Source organism: Paraoerskovia marina (assembly GCF_900105445.1).
Lineage (GTDB): Bacteria > Actinomycetota > Actinomycetes > Actinomycetales > Cellulomonadaceae > Paraoerskovia > Paraoerskovia marina.
In genome coordinates this window covers 1,961,496-1,980,185 of the sequence record NZ_LT629776.1, presented here as the reverse complement: position 1 = coordinate 1,980,185, position 18,690 = coordinate 1,961,496, and the positions used below count along the sequence as shown (strand labels likewise).

The following is an 18,690-nucleotide window of genomic DNA, read 5'->3' as shown; positions in this document are numbered from 1 at the left end:
CGTCCGGAGGGTGGGATGTCCGGGGCTCGACGTAGAGTCGAGGTATGCGTCCAGTGACCGATCTGCAGCGAACCGTCGCCCCGTTCGAGGTCGTTTCTGAGTACTCGCCGTCCGGGGACCAGCCGACCGCGATCGCCGACCTTGCGCGCAGGATCCGTGCGGGGGAGAAGGACGTCACCCTGCTGGGTGCCACGGGCACCGGGAAGTCGGCGACCACCGCGTGGATGATCGAGGAGCTGCAGCGTCCCACACTCGTGATGGCGCCGAACAAGACGCTCGCGGCGCAGCTGGCGACCGAGTTCCGGGAGCTGCTCCCGAACAACGCCGTCGAGTACTTCGTCTCGTACTACGACTACTACCAGCCCGAGGCGTACATCGCGCAGACGGACACCTTCATCGAGAAGGACTCGTCGATCAACGACGAGGTCGAACGTCTCCGCCACTCGGCGACCTCGTCGCTCCTGACTCGGCGGGACGTCGTCGTCGTGGCGTCGGTCTCGTGCATCTACGGTCTGGGCACCCCGCAGGAGTATGTCGACCGGATGGTCCGGCTCGACGTCGGGGACCAGGTCGAGCGGGACGACCTGTTGCGGCAGTTCGTGACGATGCAGTACTCGCGCAACGACATGGCGTTCACGCGCGGCACGTTCCGTGTCCGCGGGGACACGGTCGAGATCATTCCCGTGTACGAAGAGCTGGCGATCCGCATCGAGTTCTTCGGGGACGAGATCGAGTCGATCCAGACGCTCCACCCGATCACGGGAGACGTCGTCAGGTCGGAGCAGAGCATCCACGTGTTCCCCGCGACGCACTACGTCGCAGGGCCGGAGCGCATGGAGCGGGCGATCTCCTCGATCGAGGCCGAGCTCACGGAACGCTTGGCAGAGCTCGAGTCTCAGAACAAGCTCCTCGAGGCACAGCGACTCCGCATGCGGACGACCTACGACATCGAGATGATGCGACAGGTCGGCTCCTGCGCCGGCATCGAGAACTACTCCCGCCACATCGACGGTCGTGAGCGGGGGACCGCGCCGAACACGCTCCTCGACTACTTTCCCGAGGACTTCCTCCTGGTCGTGGACGAGTCGCACGTGACGGTCCCGCAGATCGGGGCGATGTTCGAGGGGGACATGTCCCGCAAGCGTTCCCTCGTCGAGCACGGCTTCCGTCTCCCGTCGGCGACCGACAACCGTCCTCTGCGCTGGGAGGAGTTCGTCGAGCGCATCGGACAGACGGTGTATCTCTCGGCGACCCCCGGCAAGTACGAGCTCTCGATGTCGGACGGCGTCGTCGAGCAGATCATCCGGCCCACGGGCCTCGTGGACCCGGAGATCGTCGTCAAGCCGACGACGGGCCAGATCGACGACCTACTCGGTGAGATCCGCGAACGCGTCGAGCGCAACGAACGCGTCCTCGTGACGACGCTCACCAAGAAGATGTCGGAGGACTTGACGGACTACCTGCTCGATCGCGGCGTCCGCGTCAGGTACCTGCACTCCGAGGTCGACACGCTGCGCCGTGTCGAGCTGTTGCGCGAGCTGCGGATGGGCGAGTACGACGTTCTCGTCGGCATCAACCTGCTCCGGGAGGGGCTCGACCTCCCCGAGGTCTCGCTCGTCGCGATCCTCGACGCCGACAAGGAGGGGTTCCTGCGTTCGGGGACGTCCCTGATCCAGACGATCGGTCGTGCCGCACGCAACGTCTCCGGCCAGGTTCACATGTACGCGGACAAGATCACCGCGGCGATGGCGCAGGCGATCGACGAGACCGGACGCCGACGCGAGAAGCAGGTCGCGTACAACACCGAGCACGGCGTCGATCCGACACCGCTGCGCAAGCGCATCTCGGACGTCACGGACATGCTCGCGCGCGAGGACATCGACACGGCCGAGCTCCTGCAGGGTGGGTACCGCAAGTCGAGCAAGGGCGGGAAGTCGACGGCGCCCGTGCCTGGCGGGACCAAGGAGGGCGCGACGTCCGGGAACCGGCTCGCCGGAGCCGCGGCGAGCGACCTTGCCGAGCTCGTCCAGGAGCTGAGCCAGCAGATGCACGCTGCCGCGGAAGAGCTGCAGTTCGAGCTCGCGGCGCGGCTTCGCGACGAGATCTCGGGCCTGAAGAAGGAACTGCGCCAGATGCAGGAGGCGACCCGGTAGGTGGAGGGCCGGTTCCTCTGTCGTGCAGATTCAGGTAGTATCGGCGCGTCGTGGAGGGGAGTATTCCTACGCGGCGGTGTCGTCATCACGGACCTCTCGGGGCCCGGCACCGTCGGTCCGCACGGGTGACGCAGCGCGTCGACGGTGTGGGCGGAAGAGACCTCCGGTGCTCACCCCTATGTACCGGAGGAAGTCATGGACGTACCCGTCTGGGTCTGGATCGTCACCGTCGGCATCATCGTCGCGATGCTCGCGGTCGACTACATCGGCCATGTCAAGACGCCGCACGCCCCCACCCTGCGCGAGTCGGCCTGGTGGTCGGCCGGCTACGTGGCGGTCGCCCTCGTCTTCGGCGGCATCGTCTGGGCCGTCTGGGGTCCGACCTACGGCGGTGAGTACTTCGCCGGGTACGTGACCGAGAAGAGTCTGTCGATCGACAACCTCTTCGTGTTCGTCCTGATCATGGCGTCGTTCAACGTGCCACGGAAGTACCAGCAGAAGGTGCTGCTGGTCGGTATCACCGTCGCGCTGATCCTGCGGACGATCTTCATCTTCGCCGGTGCCGCGCTGATCGAGAACTTCAGCTGGATCTTCTACATCTTCGGTGCCTTCCTCCTCTACACGGCCTGGGCCCAGATCCGGTCGGGCGCCGACCACGACGGTGAGTACAAGGAGAACGCCGTCCTGAGGTGGGTTCGCCGCGTCTTCCCGACGACCGACGACTACGTCGGCGACAAGCTCACGACGAAGATCGACGGCAAGCGCTACATCACGCCGATGCTGATCGTGATGCTCGCGATCGGCAGCGCCGACGTCCTGTTCGCCGTCGACTCCATCCCGGCGATCTTCGGTCTGACGCAGGAGACCTACCTCGTCTTCACCGCCAACGCTTTCTCGCTCCTCGGCCTTCGTCAGCTCTTCTTCCTCATCGACGGCCTGCTGGACCGCCTGGTCTACCTTGCCTACGGTCTGGCCGCGATCCTGGCGTTCATCGGGCTCAAGCTCATCCTGCACGCCCTGCACACCAACGAGCTGCCGTTCATCAACGGTGGTGAGCACTTCGACGTCCCGGAGATCTCGACCGCGTTCTCCTTGACCTACATCGGGGTCGTGCTGCTGATCACGACCGTGCTCAGCCTCTGGAAGGACAGCCGGGACAAGAAGAAGCTCGCCGCTGCCCAGAGCTCGTCGGACGACACCGAGGCCTGAGGCCTCACCACCCGCGCTCGCGCCAGGACGCGAGCGCGGGTCGTTCGCGTCCCAGCGTGGTGGGCGCGCCGTGCCCGGGGTGGACCACCACGTCGTCGCCGTAGCGGGCGAAGATCCGGTTCTCGACGTCCGAGATCAGTGCCTCGAAGCGATCGGGGTCGCCCCCCGTCGCGCCGACGCCACCGGGGAACAACGAGTCCCCGGTGAACAGATGGGTTCCGTCCGTCGTCGCCAGCGCGAGCGCGACGGAACCGGGCGTGTGACCCCGCAGCGCCACGACGGTGAACCGGAGTTCGCCGACGTCGACGACGCTCCCGTGGCGGAGCCCGACGTCGATCGGCACTCCCGTGGCCGCCGTGACGGCAGATGCATCGGGTTCACCGGCGTAGGTCGTCGCGCCAGTCTCCGCGACCACGGCTCCGAGAGCCTGGACATGGTCCTGGTGCTGATGGGTGGTCACGACGGCGTCGACGCGCGACGTGTCGTCCCCGACCGTGGCAAGGATCTTGCGGGGCTCGTCCGCGGCGTCGATGACAAGGACACGCTGCGTTCGTCCGCACGTGACCACGTACGCGACGTTGTCCATCGGGCCGACGTGGACGGGATCGATGGTGACGGTGGCGTCGGTCATCGGTGTTCCTCCGCTCGGGCCAGGCTGTGGATGGCGCGGACGAGGCCGAGGTGCGAGAACGCCTGGGGGAAGTTGCCGATCGCGCGGTCGTCGACCGGGTCGTACTCCTCGGCCAGCAGTCCGACGTCGTTGCTCGCCTCGAGGATGACGTCGAGGAGCCGTCGGGCCTCGTCGGGCTCGCCGATCCGGGCAAGGGCGTCGACGAGCCAGAACGAGCAGGCGAGGAACGGGTGCTCGGCGCCCCCGAGGCCGTCGACTCCCGTCTCGGTGGCGTAGCGCAGGACGAATCCGTCGTCGCGCTCGAGCTCGTGCCGGATCGTTCGCACGGTCGCGACCATGCGCGGGTCGTCGGGTGGGAGGAACCCGACCTGGAGCATCTGGAGCAGTGCCGCATCGGTGTGTGCTGCCCCGTAGAACTGGACGAACGACCCGACCTCCTCGTTCCAGCCGTGGGCGAGCACATCGGCGTGGATCTCGTCGCGGACGTGACGCCACCTCTCGACCGGCCCGGTCAGACCGTGCGCCTCTGCGCCGCGCACGGCGGCGTCCACGGCGGCCCACGACATGACCTTCGAGTGCACGAAGTGCTGGGACGGGCCGCGGATCTCCCAGAGGCCGCTGTCCTTCTGCCGCCACCGTTCGATCTGCGCGTCGACAAGGTGCTGCTGCAGCGACCAGGCGTCGGGCGATTCGTGGAGCCCGAAGTCCCGCGCCATGGCGAGCGCGCTCATCACCTCCCCGAGGACGTCGTTCTGGCGCTGGCCGACGGCTGCGTTCCCGACCCGCACCGGACGCGAGCCGGCATACCCGGGCAGATGGTCGAGGATGCGCTCGGGCAGCTCTCGGGAGCCGTCCACGGCGTACATGATCTGCATGTCCTCGGGGTCGCCCGCGACGGCGCGCAGGAGCCAGTCGCGCCACGCCGCGACCTCGTCCTGATAGCCCGACTCCACGAGCGCCTCCAGGGTGAGCGCGGCATCCCGCAGCCAGCAGTACCGGTAGTCCCAGTTTCGCTCGCCACCCACGTCCTCGGGCAACGAGGTCGTGGCGGCTGCGACGATCCCACCGGTCTGGACGTGAGTCAGGAGGCGGAGCGTGATCAGCGACCGGACGAGCGCATCCCGGTACGGCCCGTCGTACGTGCACGTCCGCACCCAGGACTCCCAGTATCGACGTGTGTCGTCGATGCGTTTGGTCACGGGACGACATGGGGGTGGAGGTTCCCAGGACGCTGTCCAGGTCGACGTGAGCTCCAGCGACTCACCGGTGGACATCGTGAACGTCTCGCGGTGGCGGTGGTCGTCGGCCGGTGGGATCCGTGCACCGCGGAGAAGCAGTGCCTCGCTGCCGGCGATCGCGCGAAGGGCTTCGTCACCCGTCGCTCCGGTCTCGTCCCTGATCCGCCTCACCCAGGGCAGGATCTTGCCGTAGCCGAAGCGGACGATCCACTCGTGCTCGACAGTGACCTCTCCCTCGAGGACCTCGACGGTACGGACGAGATCTGCCGCACCGTCGCGCACCGGCATGACGTCGGTGACCTGCGCGACTCCCGTCGGCGACGTGTAGGTCGTGACGAGCTCGACGTCGTCGCCGCGATAGCGTCTCTCGACCCGGGTGGCGTCGGGCACGGTCAGGAGCCAGCGTCCGTGCCGCGAGTCGCCGAGCAGCGCTGCGAAGCACGCAGGGGAGTCGAAGCGTGGCATGCACAGCCAGTCGACGGAACCGTGGCGGGAGATCAGGGCGACGGTCGAGCCGTCGCCGACGACGGCGTAGTCCTTGATCGGGACGGGATGGTCAGGAGTCATCGACGACAGTGTGTCGCAGCCGCGTGGTCGTCGCCTCCGGCGCGTCGTCGTCGAACACCTGTACGAACACCAGCAGGGAACGTACGATGTCGGGGTGGAGAATCGACTCGTCATCTCAGGTGCGCGTGAGCACAACCTGCGCAACGTCAGTCTCGACCTGCCTCGTGATCAGCTGATCGTCTTCACGGGTCTCTCCGGGTCGGGCAAGTCCTCGCTCGCGTTCGACACGATCTTCGCCGAGGGGCAGCGCCGGTACGTCGAGTCTCTGTCGGCGTACGCCCGCCAGTTCCTGGGACAGATGGACAAGCCTGACGTGGACTTCATCGAGGGACTGTCGCCGGCGGTGTCGATCGACCAGAAGTCGACCAACCGCAACCCGAGGTCCACGGTCGGGACGATCACGGAGATCTACGACTACCTCCGCCTGCTCTTCGCGAGGACAGGTGTGCAGCACTGCCCCGTCTGCGACGAGCAGATCGTCGCGCAGACGCCCCAGCAGATCGTCGACCGGCTGCTCGAGCTCGAGGAGGGGACCAAGTACCAGGTGCTCGCGCCCGTCGTCCGCGGTCGCAAGGGCGAGTACGTCGAGCTGTTCGAAGAGCTCCAGGGCAAGGGGTTCTCCCGCGTCCGCGTCGACGGTGCCGTGGTGCCGCTGACGGACCCCCCGACACTCGAGAAGAACGTCAAGCACGACATCGAGGTCGTGGTCGACCGACTCGTCGCCCGCGACGGCGTGCGTCGGCGCCTGACCGACTCGATCGAGACCGCGCTCGGCCTCGCCGGCGGTCTCGTCGTCGTCGACCTTGTGGGGCTGTCCGAGGACGACCCCGGACGGGAACGCCGTTTCTCGGAGAAGCGCGCCTGCCCGAACGACCACGAGCTGACGCTCGACGAGATCGAGCCGCGCACGTTCTCCTTCAACGCCCCCTACGGTGCGTGCCCGGAGTGCACCGGCATCGGCTTCCGCCTCGAGGTCGACCCCGATCTCGTGGTGCCCGACGACGAGAAGACGCTCGCCGAGGGAGCCGTCGCTCCCTGGACCCACGGGTCGCCCGACTACTTCCAGCGCGTGCTTGCCGCGCTGGCCGACGATCTCGGCTTCGGCATGGACGTTCCGTGGCGGGCGCTCCCGGCCCGGGCGAAGAAGGCCGTCCTGCACGGAAAAGATCACAAGGTCCACGTGCAGTACCGCAACCGCTGGGGTCGTGAGCGGCAGTACTCCACCGGCTTCGAGGGCGTCGTGACGTTCCTGAAGCGCCGTCACGCCGAGACCGAGTCCGACTGGTCGAAGGAGCGCTACGAGGCGTACATGCGTGAGGTGCCGTGTCCGGTCTGCGACGGAGCGCGCCTGAAGCCCGAGGTCCTCGCGGTCCGCGTGGGCGGCAAGTCGATCGCCCAGGTCTGTCGGCTGCCGCTGACCGAGGCGGAGCAGTTCCTCGGCTCCCTCGAGCAGAGCGCGCGTGACCGCGCGATCGCCGCCGAGGTCCTCAAGGAGATCAACGCGAGGCTGGGGTTCCTCCTCGACGTCGGTCTCGACTATCTCTCGCTCGAACGCCCGGCGGGGACGCTGTCCGGGGGCGAGGCGCAGCGTATCCGTCTCGCGACGCAGATCGGCTCGGGTCTCGTCGGAGTCCTCTACGTCCTCGACGAACCCAGCATCGGCCTGCACCAGCGCGACAACCGGCGCCTGATCGAGACGCTGACGCGGCTGCGCGACCTCGGCAACACGTTGATCGTGGTCGAGCACGACGAGGACACGATCCGCACGGCCGACTGGATCGTCGACATCGGGCCTGGTGCCGGGGAGCACGGCGGGCACGTCGTCCACTCCGGCGACTACGCGGGCCTTCTCGCCTCGGCGGACTCGGTGACGGGCGCCTACCTCGCCGGCCGCCGCAGCATCCCGATGCCGGCCGAACGTCGCCCGGTCGATAAGGACCGACGCGTGACCGTCGTCGGTGCGCGTGAGCACAACCTCCAGGGCGTCGACGTGTCGTTCCCGCTCGGGACGTTCACCGCCGTGACGGGCGTCTCCGGCTCGGGCAAGTCGACCCTCGTGAACTCGATCCTCTACACGGTGATGGCGAACGAGCTCAACGGAGCACGCCAGGTCCCGGGCCGCCATCGCCGCGTCGACGGGCTCGAGCACCTGGACAAGGTCGTCCACGTCGACCAGGGCCCCATCGGCCGGACGCCGCGGTCCAACCCCGCCACCTACACCGGCGTGTGGGACCACGTGCGCAAGCTCTTCGCGCAGACGACCGAGGCGAAGGTCCGCGGCTACACACCTGGAAGGTTCTCCTTCAACATGAAGGGCGGTCGGTGCGAGGCGTGCTCCGGCGACGGCACGATCCGCATCGAGATGAACTTCCTCCCGGACGTCTACGTGCCGTGCGAGGTCTGCCACGGGGCGCGGTACAACCGCGAGACGCTCGAGGTGCACTTCAAGGGCAAGACCGTCGCGGACGTCCTCGACATGCCGATCGAGGAGGCTGCGGAGTTCTTCGCCGCGGTGCCGGCGATCTCACGGCACCTGGAGACGTTGCGTGACGTCGGCCTCGGCTACGTCCGCCTCGGGCAGCCGGCACCGACGCTCTCGGGAGGCGAGGCGCAGCGTGTCAAGCTTGCGTCCGAGCTGCGCAAGCGCTCGACGGGGCGGACCGTCTATGTGCTCGACGAGCCGACGACGGGCCTGCATTTCGAGGACGTCCGCCGGTTGCTTGCCGTGCTGCAGTCGCTCGTCGACAAGGGGAACACGGTCCTCGTGATCGAGCACAACCTCGACGTCATCAAGAACGCCGACTGGGTGGTCGACATGGGGCCCGAGGGTGGTTCCGGCGGAGGGACCGTCGTCGCCGCGGGGACCCCCGAGCAGGTCGCGCGCGTCGAGGCGAGTCACACCGGGCGGTTCCTGGCCGAGGTTCTCGAGCAGACCGACGCGTCACCCGCGGCGTAGGCGTCGGGCGGCCTATCGGCCGACCCGCACGGGATTCGGCTCCACCAGGACGGGGAAGTTGACCGAACGGGCGAGGAAGCAGTGGTCGTGCGCCCGGCGGTGCAGCGAGCTGAGCGTCTCGTCGGGATCGATCGCCGAGGCGCAGGAGTCGTCGATCGTCACCCGTGGGCGCAACGTGACGTCGCTGAACTGGCCTGCGCCCGCGGACTCGACGCGCATCGTCCCCGAGACGGCGTCCTCGTAGGCGATCACGACGACGCCGTCGGCCGCTGCGAGGTGGAGGAACCAGAGCATGTGGCACTGCGCGATGCTCGCCACGAAGAGGTCTTCGGGGCTGTGCAGTGCCGCGTCTCCACGGAAGGCGACGTCGGAGGACGCGGTCAGCGTCGGCCTGCCCTCCGCGTCGACCTCGTGCTCGCGGCTGTAGGAGGTGTAGGTGCGCGTCCCCTCCTCGCCCGCTCCCGTCCAGCGGACGGTCAGTGTGTACCCGTGCGTCGCTCCGCTCATGGCTGCACGGTAGTCCCACGGGGTCGTCCGCGCCGTTCGGCCCGCCCGCGGTGTCCCCGGTCTGAACTAGGCTCGTGACCATGGCAGATCCCGCCAGCTACCGTCCGCGCCCCGGCGAGATTCCCACCACGCCGGGCGTCTACCGCTTCGTCGACGACCACGGCCGCGTGATCTACGTCGGCAAGGCGAAGAATCTCCGGGCTCGTCTCTCCAACTACTTCCAGGACGTCGCGAACCTGCACCCGCGCACACGCACGATGGTCACGACGGCCGCCGCGGTGGAGTGGACGGTCGTGGGCACCGAGGTCGAGGCTCTGACGCTCGAGTACACCTGGATCAAGGAGTTCGACCCCCGGTTCAACGTCAAGTACCGGGATGACAAGTCCTATCCGTATCTGGCGGTCACGATGGGGGAGGAGTACCCCCGAGCACAGGTGATGCGCGGGGCCAAACGCCCTGGTACGCGGTACTTCGGTCCGTACGGCCACGCGTGGGCGATCCGCGAGACCCTCGACCTCCTGCTCCGCGTGTTCCCGGTGCGCACCTGCTCCTCCGGAGTGTTCCGTCGTGCGGCATCCAGCGGCCGTCCCTGTCTGCTCGGGTACATCGACAAGTGCTCGGCGCCGTGCGTCGGTCGTGTGTCGCCCGAGGAGCACCGGACGCTCGCCGAGGACTTCTGCGACTTCATGGCGGGGGACACCGCGCGGTTCGTCCGTCGGCTCGAGGCCCGGATGAAGGAGGCCGCCGCCGAGATGGAGTACGAGCAGGCGGGACGGCTGCGGGACGACATCGAGGCGTTGCGCAGGGCGACGGAGAAGAACGCGGTCGTGCTCACCGACGGCACCGACGCCGACGTGTTCGCACTCGCCGGGGACGAGCTCGAGGCAGCGGTCCAGGTCTTCCACGTGCGCGACGGACGGATCCGCGGCCAGCGCGGGTGGGTGGTGGAGAAGGTCGAGGACGTCACGGACGCCGAGCTCGTCGAGCACCTGCTGCAGCAGGTCTACGGTGCCGTCGACGAGGTCTCAGACGTCGAGGGAGCGGCTCCGGTCCGCGACGCGGTGCCTCGCGAGGTCCTCGTACCGCAGCTGCCGCCCGACCCGAAGCAGATGGCCGCGTGGTTGCGGGGCATCCGTGGGTCGCGGGTCGACCTCCGTGTGCCGCAGCGAGGGGACAAGCGGGAGCTGGCTGCGACGGTGCACGCGAACGCCGAGCACGCCCTGATGCTGCACCGGACCCGGCGAGCGGGAGACCTGACGACGCGGAGCCAGGCCCTGCAGGAGATTCAGGAGGCGCTGGAGCTCGACACGGCACCCCTGCGGATCGAGTGCTACGACATCTCGACGACCCAGGGGACGCATCAGGTCGCATCCATGGTCGTGTTCGAGGACGGTCTGGCGCGCAAGGGCGAGTACCGACACTTCGCGGTCCGGGGGCCGGAGGGCGACGGGGCGAGGGACGACACGGCGGCGATGTACGAGGTCGTCACGCGGCGCTTCAAGCGCTACCTCACCGAGCGGTCGGAGACCGACGAGCCCGACTCGGACTTCACCGACGCACCCGAGTCGGCCGAGGTCGGACCCGAGGTCCCCGAGCGCCGTCGCTTCGCCTACCCACCCCAGCTCGTCGTCGTCGACGGCGGTCCGCCGCAGGTGGCGGCCGCCGCACGGGCGCTGGCGGATCTCGGGATCGACGACGTGGCGCTCTGCGGGCTCGCCAAGCGGCTGGAGGAGGTGTGGCTCCCGGGCGAGCCGTTCCCCGTCGTGCTGCCGCGCTCGTCCGAGGGGCTCTACCTCCTGCAACGTCTTCGCGACGAGGCGCACCGGTTCGCGATCACCTACCACCGCAAGCGCCGTAGCAAGGGGATGACGGCGAGCGTGCTCGACGACGTGCCCGGACTGGGCCCTGCACGCAGAAAGGCGCTCCTCGCGGAGTTCGGCTCCGTCAAGAAGATGCGGGCGGCGACCGTGGAGGAGATCGGCGCCGTCCGTGGCATGGGGGCCTCGACCGCGGCTGCCGTCGTCGAGGCGCTGTCGACGGTCTCGCGCGACACCGTCGCCGCACCGCCCGACGTCGGGGAGTCGATCGCCACCGAGAGCAAGTGAGCCTGGCATGCTGGTGGAATGAGCACTCCTGACTCGGACGCACCCGACGGAATCGACGCCGTCGAGGCCAGCGCGCACGCCCCGGAGCCGGTGGTTCCCGAGGTCCTGATCATCACCGGAATGTCAGGCGCCGGTCGGACGCGCGCCGCAGCGGTCCTCGAAGACCTCGACTGGTACGTCGTCGACAACCTCCCGCCCCGGATGATCGTGCCGCTCGTCGACATGATGTCGCGGTCCCAGGCCGTGCTCGGCCGCGTCGCAGCGGTCGTCGACGTGCGCGGGCGGGAGTTCTTCCAGGACCTGGTCGAGGTCCTCGACCATCTCGAGCAGGCCCGGGTCGACTCCCGCATCGTCTTCCTCCAGGCATCGGACGAGGCTCTCGTCCGCCGCTTCGAGGAGGTGCGGCGCCCCCACCCCCTCCAGGGAGACGGGCGGATCCTCGACGGGATCGCCGAGGAACGTCGCATGCTCGAGACGATCGAGAAGCGTGCGGACCTCGTCGTCGACACCTCCGACCTGACGGTGCACGAGCTCGCCCGGATGGTGCGCGACGCCGTCACCCGACGGAGCCGCCAGCCGCTACGGATCAACGTGGTCTCTTTCGGCTTCAAGTACGGGATCCCGCTCGACGCCGACCACGTCGTCGACGTGCGGTTCCTGCGAAACCCGTACTGGGTGACGGAGCTGCGTGCGTTGACCGGTCGCGACGCGGCCGTCCGGGACTACGTCCTCGGGCTCGACGGTGCGGAGGAGTTTCTCGACCGCTACGCGCACGCGCTCGAGCCGGTCCTGGCGGGGTACCAGGCCGAGGAGAAGCACTTCGTCACGATCGCCGTGGGCTGTACGGGAGGCAAGCACCGGTCCGTGGCGATGAGCGAGGCTCTCGCCCGGCGCCTGCAGGCACGCGGGCAGCGCACGCACGTCACCGCACGAGACCTGGGAAAGGAGTGAGCTCCCCCTCGGCCCCCGTCGTCGCAGCGCTCGGCGGGGGACACGGGCTCTCCGCGAGCCTGTCCGCGCTCCGGCTGATGGCCGACCAGCTCACCGCCGTCGTCACGGTCGCCGACGACGGCGGATCATCGGGCCGGCTCCGCCAGGAGCTCGACGTCCTGCCGCCGGGTGACCTTCGTATGGCGCTCGCGGCACTCTGTGACGACACCGAGTGGGGCCGGACGTGGCGCGACGTGCTCCAGCACAGGTTCACGTCGCCCGGGGACCTGGACCAGCACGCCGTCGGGAACCTCCTCATCGTCGCGCTGTGGGAGCTGCTGGACGAGCCGGTGGCCGGTCTCGACTGGGTCGCTCGACTGCTCAACGCCCGCGGTCGGGTGCTGCCGATGTCTTCGGTGCCGTTGAAGATCGAGGCGGACGTCCGCGGCGAGAACGGACTTGAGGTCGTCCACGGCCAGAGCGCGGTCGCGGTCGCCCCGGGCCGGATCGAGCAGATCAGGCTCGTTCCCCACGACCCGCCGGCCTGCCCCGAGGCCGTCACGGCCATCCGCGAGGCCGACTGGGTCGTCCTCGGCCCGGGGTCCTGGTACTCGTCGGTCATGCCGCACCTTCTCGTCCCCGAGCTCTCGGACGCGCTGCACACGACGCGCGGACGCATCTGCGTGACGCTCAACCTCTCGGCGGACGAGGGCGAGACGGACGGTCTGAGTGCCGAGGAGCACCTGCACGCTCTGCACCGGCATGCCCCCGACCTGCGGATCGACGCCGTCGTGGCGGACCCGAGCGCCGTCGAAGACACGGAGGCCCTCGTCGCGACGGCGGCGACGGTCGGTGCGAAGCTGCTGCTGCGTCAGGTCCGGCGCGGGGACGGGACACCCCGCCACGACCGCCTGCGTCTCGCGGCTGCCTACCGCGACGTCTTCGAGGACGTCATCGGGGACGTCCCGGGGTCGTAGGCCGCGCGAGTGTTCGATGAGGTGGCAGGATGTGCGCCATGGCGCTGACTGCACAGATGAAGGACGAGATCGCTCGTGTACGCGTCGAACGCACGTCGTGGCGGCGCGCCGAGGTGGCGTCGACGCTTCGATTCTCCGGTGGGCTGCACATCATCGCCGGCAGGATCGTGATCGAGGCGGAGCTCGATTCGGAGACCGCGGCGCTGCGTCTTCGTTCGGCGATCTCGGACTTGTACGGGCACGCCAGCGAGATGATCGTGGTGTCGCCCGGAGGGATCCGACGCAGCCGTCGGTTCGTCGTCCGGGTCGTCCGTGGTGGCGAGTCGCTGGCTCGTCAGACCGGTCTGCTCGACGGCCGCGGCCGCCCCGTTCGTGGCTTGCCCCCGCAGGTCGTCTCCGGGGGCGTGGGGGAGTCCGAGGCCGCGTGGCGCGGTGCCGTCCTCGCGCACGGTTCGCTGACCGAGCCCGGACGTTCCGGGGCGCTGGAGGTCACGTGCCCGGGCGCAGAGGCGGCTCTTGCCCTGGTCGGTGCTGCCCGCCGGATGGGGATCGCCGCCAAGTCGCGGGAGGTACGCGGCGTCGACCGGGTCGTCATCCGTGACGGCGACGCGATCGCGGCGATGCTCGAGCGACTCGGTGCGACAGACTCGCTCGTCGCCTGGAAGGAGCGGCGTGCGCGCCGTGAGGTGCGGGGCACCGCGAACCGGCTCGCCAACTTCGACGACGCGAACCTGCGGCGTTCCGCGCGGGCGGCCGTCGCAGCGGGGGCACGGGTCGAGAGGGCCTTCGAGATCCTGGGGGACGACGTGCCCGACCACCTGGTCGAAGCGGGCCGGCTGCGGCTCAGCAACAAGGAGGCCTCGCTGGAGGAGCTGGGCAGGCTCGCCGACCCGGTGCTGACCAAGGACGCCGTGGCCGGGCGCATCCGTCGACTCCTCGCGACAGCCGACAAGCGTGCGCTCGAACTGGGCATTCCCGACACAGAGGCCGTTCTTTCGACCGACATGATGGAACTTTGAGCACGCGTGCATGACGGTCGTCGACCCTGGCTCGAAACAGCTTGTCTCACGTGCTGTGTTCGGGTCACGCAAAGGTGCAGTTCGGGTATAGGCTAGGGATATCTGGACGGCCTCAAGGGTCGTCTCGGGTTCTGCCCGGGCGAACCGGACTCCCCGCGTTTCCATCTGGGGTGGTCTGAGGTATCGACCTTCGGTCTGGTCCAGTTCATTGCGTACGCCGTCGTACGTACTCGTTCGGAATCTATCGAGCGCGTCGGCAACGACCGGGGCGCTCTGAGGAGGGCACGTGACCATCCGCGTCGGCATCAACGGCTTCGGCCGCATCGGACGTAACTTCTTCCGCGCAATCATCGCGTCGGGAGCGGACATCGAGATCGTCGGGGTCAACGACCTCACGGACAACAAGACCCTCGCGCACCTGCTGAAGTACGACACCGTCCTGGGCCGTTTCCCCCAGTCGGTCGACTTCAGCGACGACGCGATCATCGTCGACGGCAAGGCCATTAAGGCTCTCGCCGAGCGCGACCCCGCGAACCTCCCGTGGAAGGAGCTCGGTGCCGACATCGTCATCGAGTCCACCGGATTCTTCACCGACGCGACCAAGGCGAAGGCCCACATCGACGCCGGCGCCAAGAAGGTCATCATCTCGGCCCCGGCGAAGAACGAGGACGCGACCTTCGTCATGGGCGTCAACGACGACCAGTACGACGCCGCCGCGCACCACATCATCTCGAACGCGTCGTGCACGACGAACTGCCTCGCCCCGCTGGCGAAGGCGCTCAACGACTCGATCGGCATCGAGCGTGGTCTCATGACCACGATCCACGCGTACACGGGTGACCAGAACCTCCAGGACGGCCCGCACAAGGACCTTCGCCGCGCCCGTGCCGCTGCACAGAACATCGTTCCGACGACGACCGGTGCGGCCAAGGCCGTCGCTCTCGTCCTCCCGGAGCTCAAGGGCAAGCTCGACGGCTACGCGCTCCGCGTGCCGACGATCACCGGCTCGGCGACGGACCTGACGTTCACCGCCGGCAAGGAGACCACCATCGAGGAGGTCAACGCCGCGGTCAAGGCTGCTGCCGAGGGCCCGCTCAAGGGTGTCCTGTCCTACGTCGAGGACGACATCGTCTCCTCGGACATCGTGACCGACCCGCACCAGAGCATCTTCGACTCGAAGCTCACCAAGGTGATGGGCGACCAGGTCAAGGTTGTTTCCTGGTACGACAACGAGTGGGGCTACTCGAACAGCCTCGTCGCGCTCACCTCCAAGGTCGGCGCCTCGCTCTGATCGTCCTGACGGACGGTTGAGACCATGCGTCCGCGGGTGTGCGGGGCCTGTGCGGCCCCCGCACCCGCGGACGTCGTCATGTGAACGACGGGAGAGATTTGACCATGAAGACGATCGACGACCTCGGAGACCTGCGCGGCAAGCGCGTCCTGGTGCGCTCCGACTTCAACGTCCCCCTCGACGGGACGACCATCACGGACGACGGCCGTATCCGAGCGGCGCTGCCGACGCTCAACCGTCTGCTTTCCGCCGGCGCTCGTCTCGTGGTGACGGCCCACCTCGGTCGCCCCAAGGGCACCCCGGACGTCAAGTACTCGCTGGCTCCCGTGGCCGAGCGGCTGCGTGAGCTCCTGGACGCTCCCGTGCGCCTGGCCGGCGACGTCGTCGGCGAGTCGGCGCACGCCGCCGTCGACGGGCTGTCGGACGGCGAGGTCGTCCTTCTCGAGAACATCCGGTTCGACCCGCGGGAGACGTCCAAGGTGGACGAGGAGCGGGCGGAGCTCGCCGGCGAGCTCGCGGAGCTCGCGGACGCGTTCGTCTCGGACGGGTTCGGCGTCGTGCACCGCAAGCAGGCGTCGGTCTACGACGTCGCGCAGGTTCTCCCTGCCGCGGCGGGCGAGCTCGTCCTCAAGGAGGTCGAGTCGCTGAGCCGTGCCACGTCCGACCCCGAGCGGCCCTATGTCGTCGTCCTCGGTGGCTCGAAGGTCTCGGACAAGCTGGGCGTCATCGCCAACCTGCTGGGCAAGGCCGATCGCCTGCTCATCGGCGGCGGGATGGTCTTCACGTTCCTCGCGGCCCAGGGCCACGAGGTCGGTTCGTCGTTGCTCGAGGAGGACCAGATCGAGACGGTCAAGGGCTACCTCGCCACGGCGAAGGAGAAGGGCGTCGAGATCGTGCTGCCGACGGACATCGTCGCTGCTGACTCGTTCGCGGCCGACGCGCCGCACGCGGTCGTCTCCGCCGACGCCATCCCCGCCGGACGCATGGGCCTCGACATCGGGCCCGAGTCCGGCGCCGCGTTCGCCCGTGCGATCACCGAGGCGAAGACCGTCGTCTGGAACGGGCCCATGGGGGTCTTCGAGTTCAAGGCGTTCGAGGGCGGGACCCGTGCCGTCGCGCAGGGGCTCGTCGACGCCACCGCAGCCGGTGCGTTCACGATCGTCGGCGGCGGCGACTCTGCCGCGGCAGTGCGCCGTCTCGGGTTCGACGAGGCCGGCTTCAGCCACATCTCGACCGGTGGAGGCGCCAGCCTCGAGCTGCTCGAGGGAAAGACCCTGCCGGGCCTCGCGGTCCTGGAGTCCTGAGCACCACGACATCACGGGGCGGCGCCCGTTCGAGTGCGCCGCCCCGTCCCGCACGGCGTGCTCCGAGCACGCACCGACCGATTAGAGAGGCACACCGTGGCCGACCGTACCCCGCTCATCGTGGGCAACTGGAAGATGAACCAGGACCACCACCAGGCGACGCACCTCGTGCAGAAGCTGGCGTGGACCCTGAAGGACGCCAAGCACGACTTCGACTCCGTCGAGGTCGCCGTCCTGCCGCCGTTCACCGACCTGCGCAGCGTGCAGACCCTCGTCGACGCCGACAAGCTCGACATCCGCTACGGCGCGCAGGACGTCTCGGCGCACGAGTCGGGCGCATACACCGGTGAGATCTCGCCGGTGATGCTCGCCAAGCTCGGCGTAACCTACGTGGCGATCGGGCACTCGGAGCGCCGTGCCTACCACGGCGAGGACGAGGCCGTGACCAACGCCAAGATCCGTTCTGCGTTCGGCCAGGGGATCGTTCCGATCCTCTGCGTCGGCGAGGGCCTCGACGTCCGCAAGGCCGGGAACCAGGTCGAGCACACGCTCGCTCAGGTCGACGGCGCGCTCGACGGGCTCGGCGCGGAGCAGGCGGCGCAGATCGTCATCGCCTACGAGCCAGTCTGGGCCATCGGCACGGGTGAGGTCGCGACGCCGGAGGACGCGCAGGAGGTCTGCGGTGCGATCCGCGCGCGTCTCGCCGAGCTGTACGGCGCCGAGCTCGCCGACGGTGTGCGCGTGCTGTACGGCGGCTCCGTCAAGTCGGGCAACGTGGCGGCGATCATGGCTCAGCCCGACGTCGACGGGGCGCTCGTCGGCGGGGCATGCCTCGACGCCGAGGAGTTCGCGAAGATCGTACGTTTTGACTCGCTGAGCGCCTGATCGAGAAGTCGTGCGACGCCGGATGTCCGAATGTCGGGCATCCGGCGTCGCGACGTTGGCCTCGGAGGGGCCACGTCACCTACTCTGTCCTGCGGGCCCTGTTCGGGTCCGGACATCAACTGGCCCCGAGGGCCCTGAAAGCGAAGGTCGTGTCCCGTGGACGTGCTCCGCATCATCCTTGAGATCGTCCTGGTCGCGTGCAGCGGACTGCTGATCCTCCTGGTGCTCCTGCACAAGGGCAAGGGCGGCGGGATGTCTGACATGTTCGGCGGCGGTGTGACGAGCTCCGTCGGGAGCTCTGGCGTCGCCGAGCGTAACCTCAACCGGATCACCGTGGGCATCGCCCTCGTGTGGACCGTGGTGATCGTCCTGCTTGGTCTGATTCAGAAGGTCAACTGACGTTCCGCGTCGCAGGGGGTCTGCGACGCGAGTCGACGCGCACGCCGGAACGAGCCGGGTGCGGGAGGGAGCAGTGGCTTCGTGGGTGCAGCGAGTGCTATCCGTGGTTCACGAGTGGGCGCGGGGCCCATGGGGGAGACCGAGCGCGGGAACGCTGCTCCGCGCGTCGTCGTCTCCTACTGGTGCGCGAACGGGCACGAGACGACGCCGAGCTTCTCGGCGGACAACGACGTCGAGCCCCCCGAGACGTGGGACTGTCCGCGATGCGGTTTCCCCGGCGGGCAGGACAAGTCAGCACCGCCGCCGCCTCCGTCGACCCAGCCCTACAAGACGCACCTCGCGTACGTGAAGGAGCGTCGTTCGGATGCCGACGGTGTGGCGATCCTGGACGAGGCGCTCGAGTCGCTCCGCGCACGGCGAAGAGGGTGACGCGACGGTTCTCCTGACATCCAGCGATACCTGACGTGAGAAGGGCCCGCCCCACATGGGGCGGGCCCTTCTCACGTCGTCGGACGTCGT

The 18,690-nt window shown here is 68.7% G+C and carries 15 protein-coding genes; 12 read left to right on the top strand and 3 right to left on the bottom strand.

All coding sequences use genetic code 11. The features are described 5' to 3' along the window. The first annotated feature begins 44 nt into the window (after nucleotides 1-44). Nucleotides 45-2,153 (top strand): excinuclease ABC subunit UvrB, encoded by a 2,109-nt coding sequence (uvrB, locus tag BLU20_RS08885; RefSeq protein WP_083372300.1) that lies wholly within the window; start codon nucleotides 45-47, stop codon nucleotides 2,151-2,153. Nucleotides 2,154-2,348: 195 nt separating this feature from the next. After that, on the top strand, nucleotides 2,349-3,362 hold the full coding sequence (locus BLU20_RS08880; protein ID WP_083372299.1) for a TerC family protein: 1,014 nt from the start codon (nucleotides 2,349-2,351) through the stop codon (nucleotides 3,360-3,362). Nucleotides 3,363-3,366: 4 nt separating this feature from the next. Here the strand turns inward: BLU20_RS08880 and BLU20_RS08875 are convergent, their stop codons facing one another. After that, the gene (locus BLU20_RS08875) at nucleotides 3,367-3,993 is read right to left on the bottom strand and encodes an MBL fold metallo-hydrolase (RefSeq protein WP_083372298.1); all 627 of its coding nucleotides are present in this window, start codon (nucleotides 3,991-3,993) and stop codon (nucleotides 3,367-3,369) included. After that, complete coding sequence (locus tag BLU20_RS08870) at nucleotides 3,990-5,798, bottom strand: glycoside hydrolase family 15 protein (protein ID WP_083372297.1); 1,809 nt, start codon at nucleotides 5,796-5,798, stop codon at nucleotides 3,990-3,992. The genes BLU20_RS08875 and BLU20_RS08870 overlap by 4 nt, the downstream gene beginning before the upstream one ends. A 94-nt stretch (nucleotides 5,799-5,892) precedes the next feature. Here BLU20_RS08870 and uvrA point away from each other — a divergent pair, with 94 nt between their 5' ends. After that, entirely contained in the window at nucleotides 5,893-8,754 is a 2,862-nt protein-coding gene (uvrA, locus tag BLU20_RS08865) for an excinuclease ABC subunit UvrA (protein WP_083372996.1), read from the top strand. A gap of 12 nt (nucleotides 8,755-8,766) precedes the next feature. Here uvrA and BLU20_RS08860 read toward each other — a convergent pair whose 3' ends face one another. After that, entirely contained in the window at nucleotides 8,767-9,261 is a 495-nt protein-coding gene (locus BLU20_RS08860; RefSeq protein ID WP_029253350.1) for an OsmC family protein, read from the bottom strand. A gap of 80 nt (nucleotides 9,262-9,341) precedes the next feature. On the opposite strand from BLU20_RS08860, the gene uvrC reads away from it, so the two are divergent. The 9 genes from uvrC (at nucleotide 9,342) to BLU20_RS08815 (ending at nucleotide 18,600) form a co-directional block, all read left to right on the top strand. After that, entirely contained in the window at nucleotides 9,342-11,366 is a 2,025-nt protein-coding gene (gene uvrC / locus BLU20_RS08855; RefSeq protein ID WP_083372296.1) for an excinuclease ABC subunit UvrC, read from the top strand. Nucleotides 11,367-11,384: 18 nt separating this feature from the next. Beyond that, nucleotides 11,385-12,317 (top strand): RNase adapter RapZ, encoded by a 933-nt coding sequence (gene rapZ, locus BLU20_RS08850; protein ID WP_029253352.1) that lies wholly within the window; start codon nucleotides 11,385-11,387, stop codon nucleotides 12,315-12,317. After that, nucleotides 12,314-13,273, top strand: a complete 960-nt coding sequence (locus tag BLU20_RS08845) for a gluconeogenesis factor YvcK family protein (protein ID WP_029253353.1) — start codon at nucleotides 12,314-12,316, stop codon at nucleotides 13,271-13,273. Before rapZ ends, BLU20_RS08845 begins: the two co-directional genes overlap by 4 nt. A gap of 38 nt (nucleotides 13,274-13,311) precedes the next feature. After that, the gene (gene whiA / locus BLU20_RS08840) at nucleotides 13,312-14,292 is read left to right on the top strand and encodes a DNA-binding protein WhiA (RefSeq protein ID WP_029253354.1); all 981 of its coding nucleotides are present in this window, start codon (nucleotides 13,312-13,314) and stop codon (nucleotides 14,290-14,292) included. 286 nt (nucleotides 14,293-14,578) lie between these two features. After that, nucleotides 14,579-15,583 (top strand): type I glyceraldehyde-3-phosphate dehydrogenase, encoded by a 1,005-nt coding sequence (gene gap / locus BLU20_RS08835; RefSeq protein WP_029253355.1) that lies wholly within the window; start codon nucleotides 14,579-14,581, stop codon nucleotides 15,581-15,583. Between the two features lie 104 nt (nucleotides 15,584-15,687). Then, nucleotides 15,688-16,887, top strand: coding sequence for a phosphoglycerate kinase (locus tag BLU20_RS08830; protein WP_029253356.1), 1,200 nt, complete (start codon nucleotides 15,688-15,690; stop codon nucleotides 16,885-16,887). A 96-nt stretch (nucleotides 16,888-16,983) separates the two neighbouring features. Then, nucleotides 16,984-17,772 (top strand): triose-phosphate isomerase, encoded by a 789-nt coding sequence (gene tpiA / locus BLU20_RS08825; RefSeq protein ID WP_029253357.1) that lies wholly within the window; start codon nucleotides 16,984-16,986, stop codon nucleotides 17,770-17,772. A 156-nt stretch (nucleotides 17,773-17,928) separates the two neighbouring features. Next, on the top strand, nucleotides 17,929-18,171 hold the full coding sequence (gene secG, locus BLU20_RS08820) for a preprotein translocase subunit SecG (RefSeq protein WP_029253358.1): 243 nt from the start codon (nucleotides 17,929-17,931) through the stop codon (nucleotides 18,169-18,171). Between the two features lie 81 nt (nucleotides 18,172-18,252). Next, nucleotides 18,253-18,600, top strand: coding sequence for an RNA polymerase-binding protein RbpA (locus BLU20_RS08815; RefSeq protein ID WP_043109945.1), 348 nt, complete (start codon nucleotides 18,253-18,255; stop codon nucleotides 18,598-18,600). The last annotated feature ends 90 nt before the right edge of the window (nucleotides 18,601-18,690 follow it).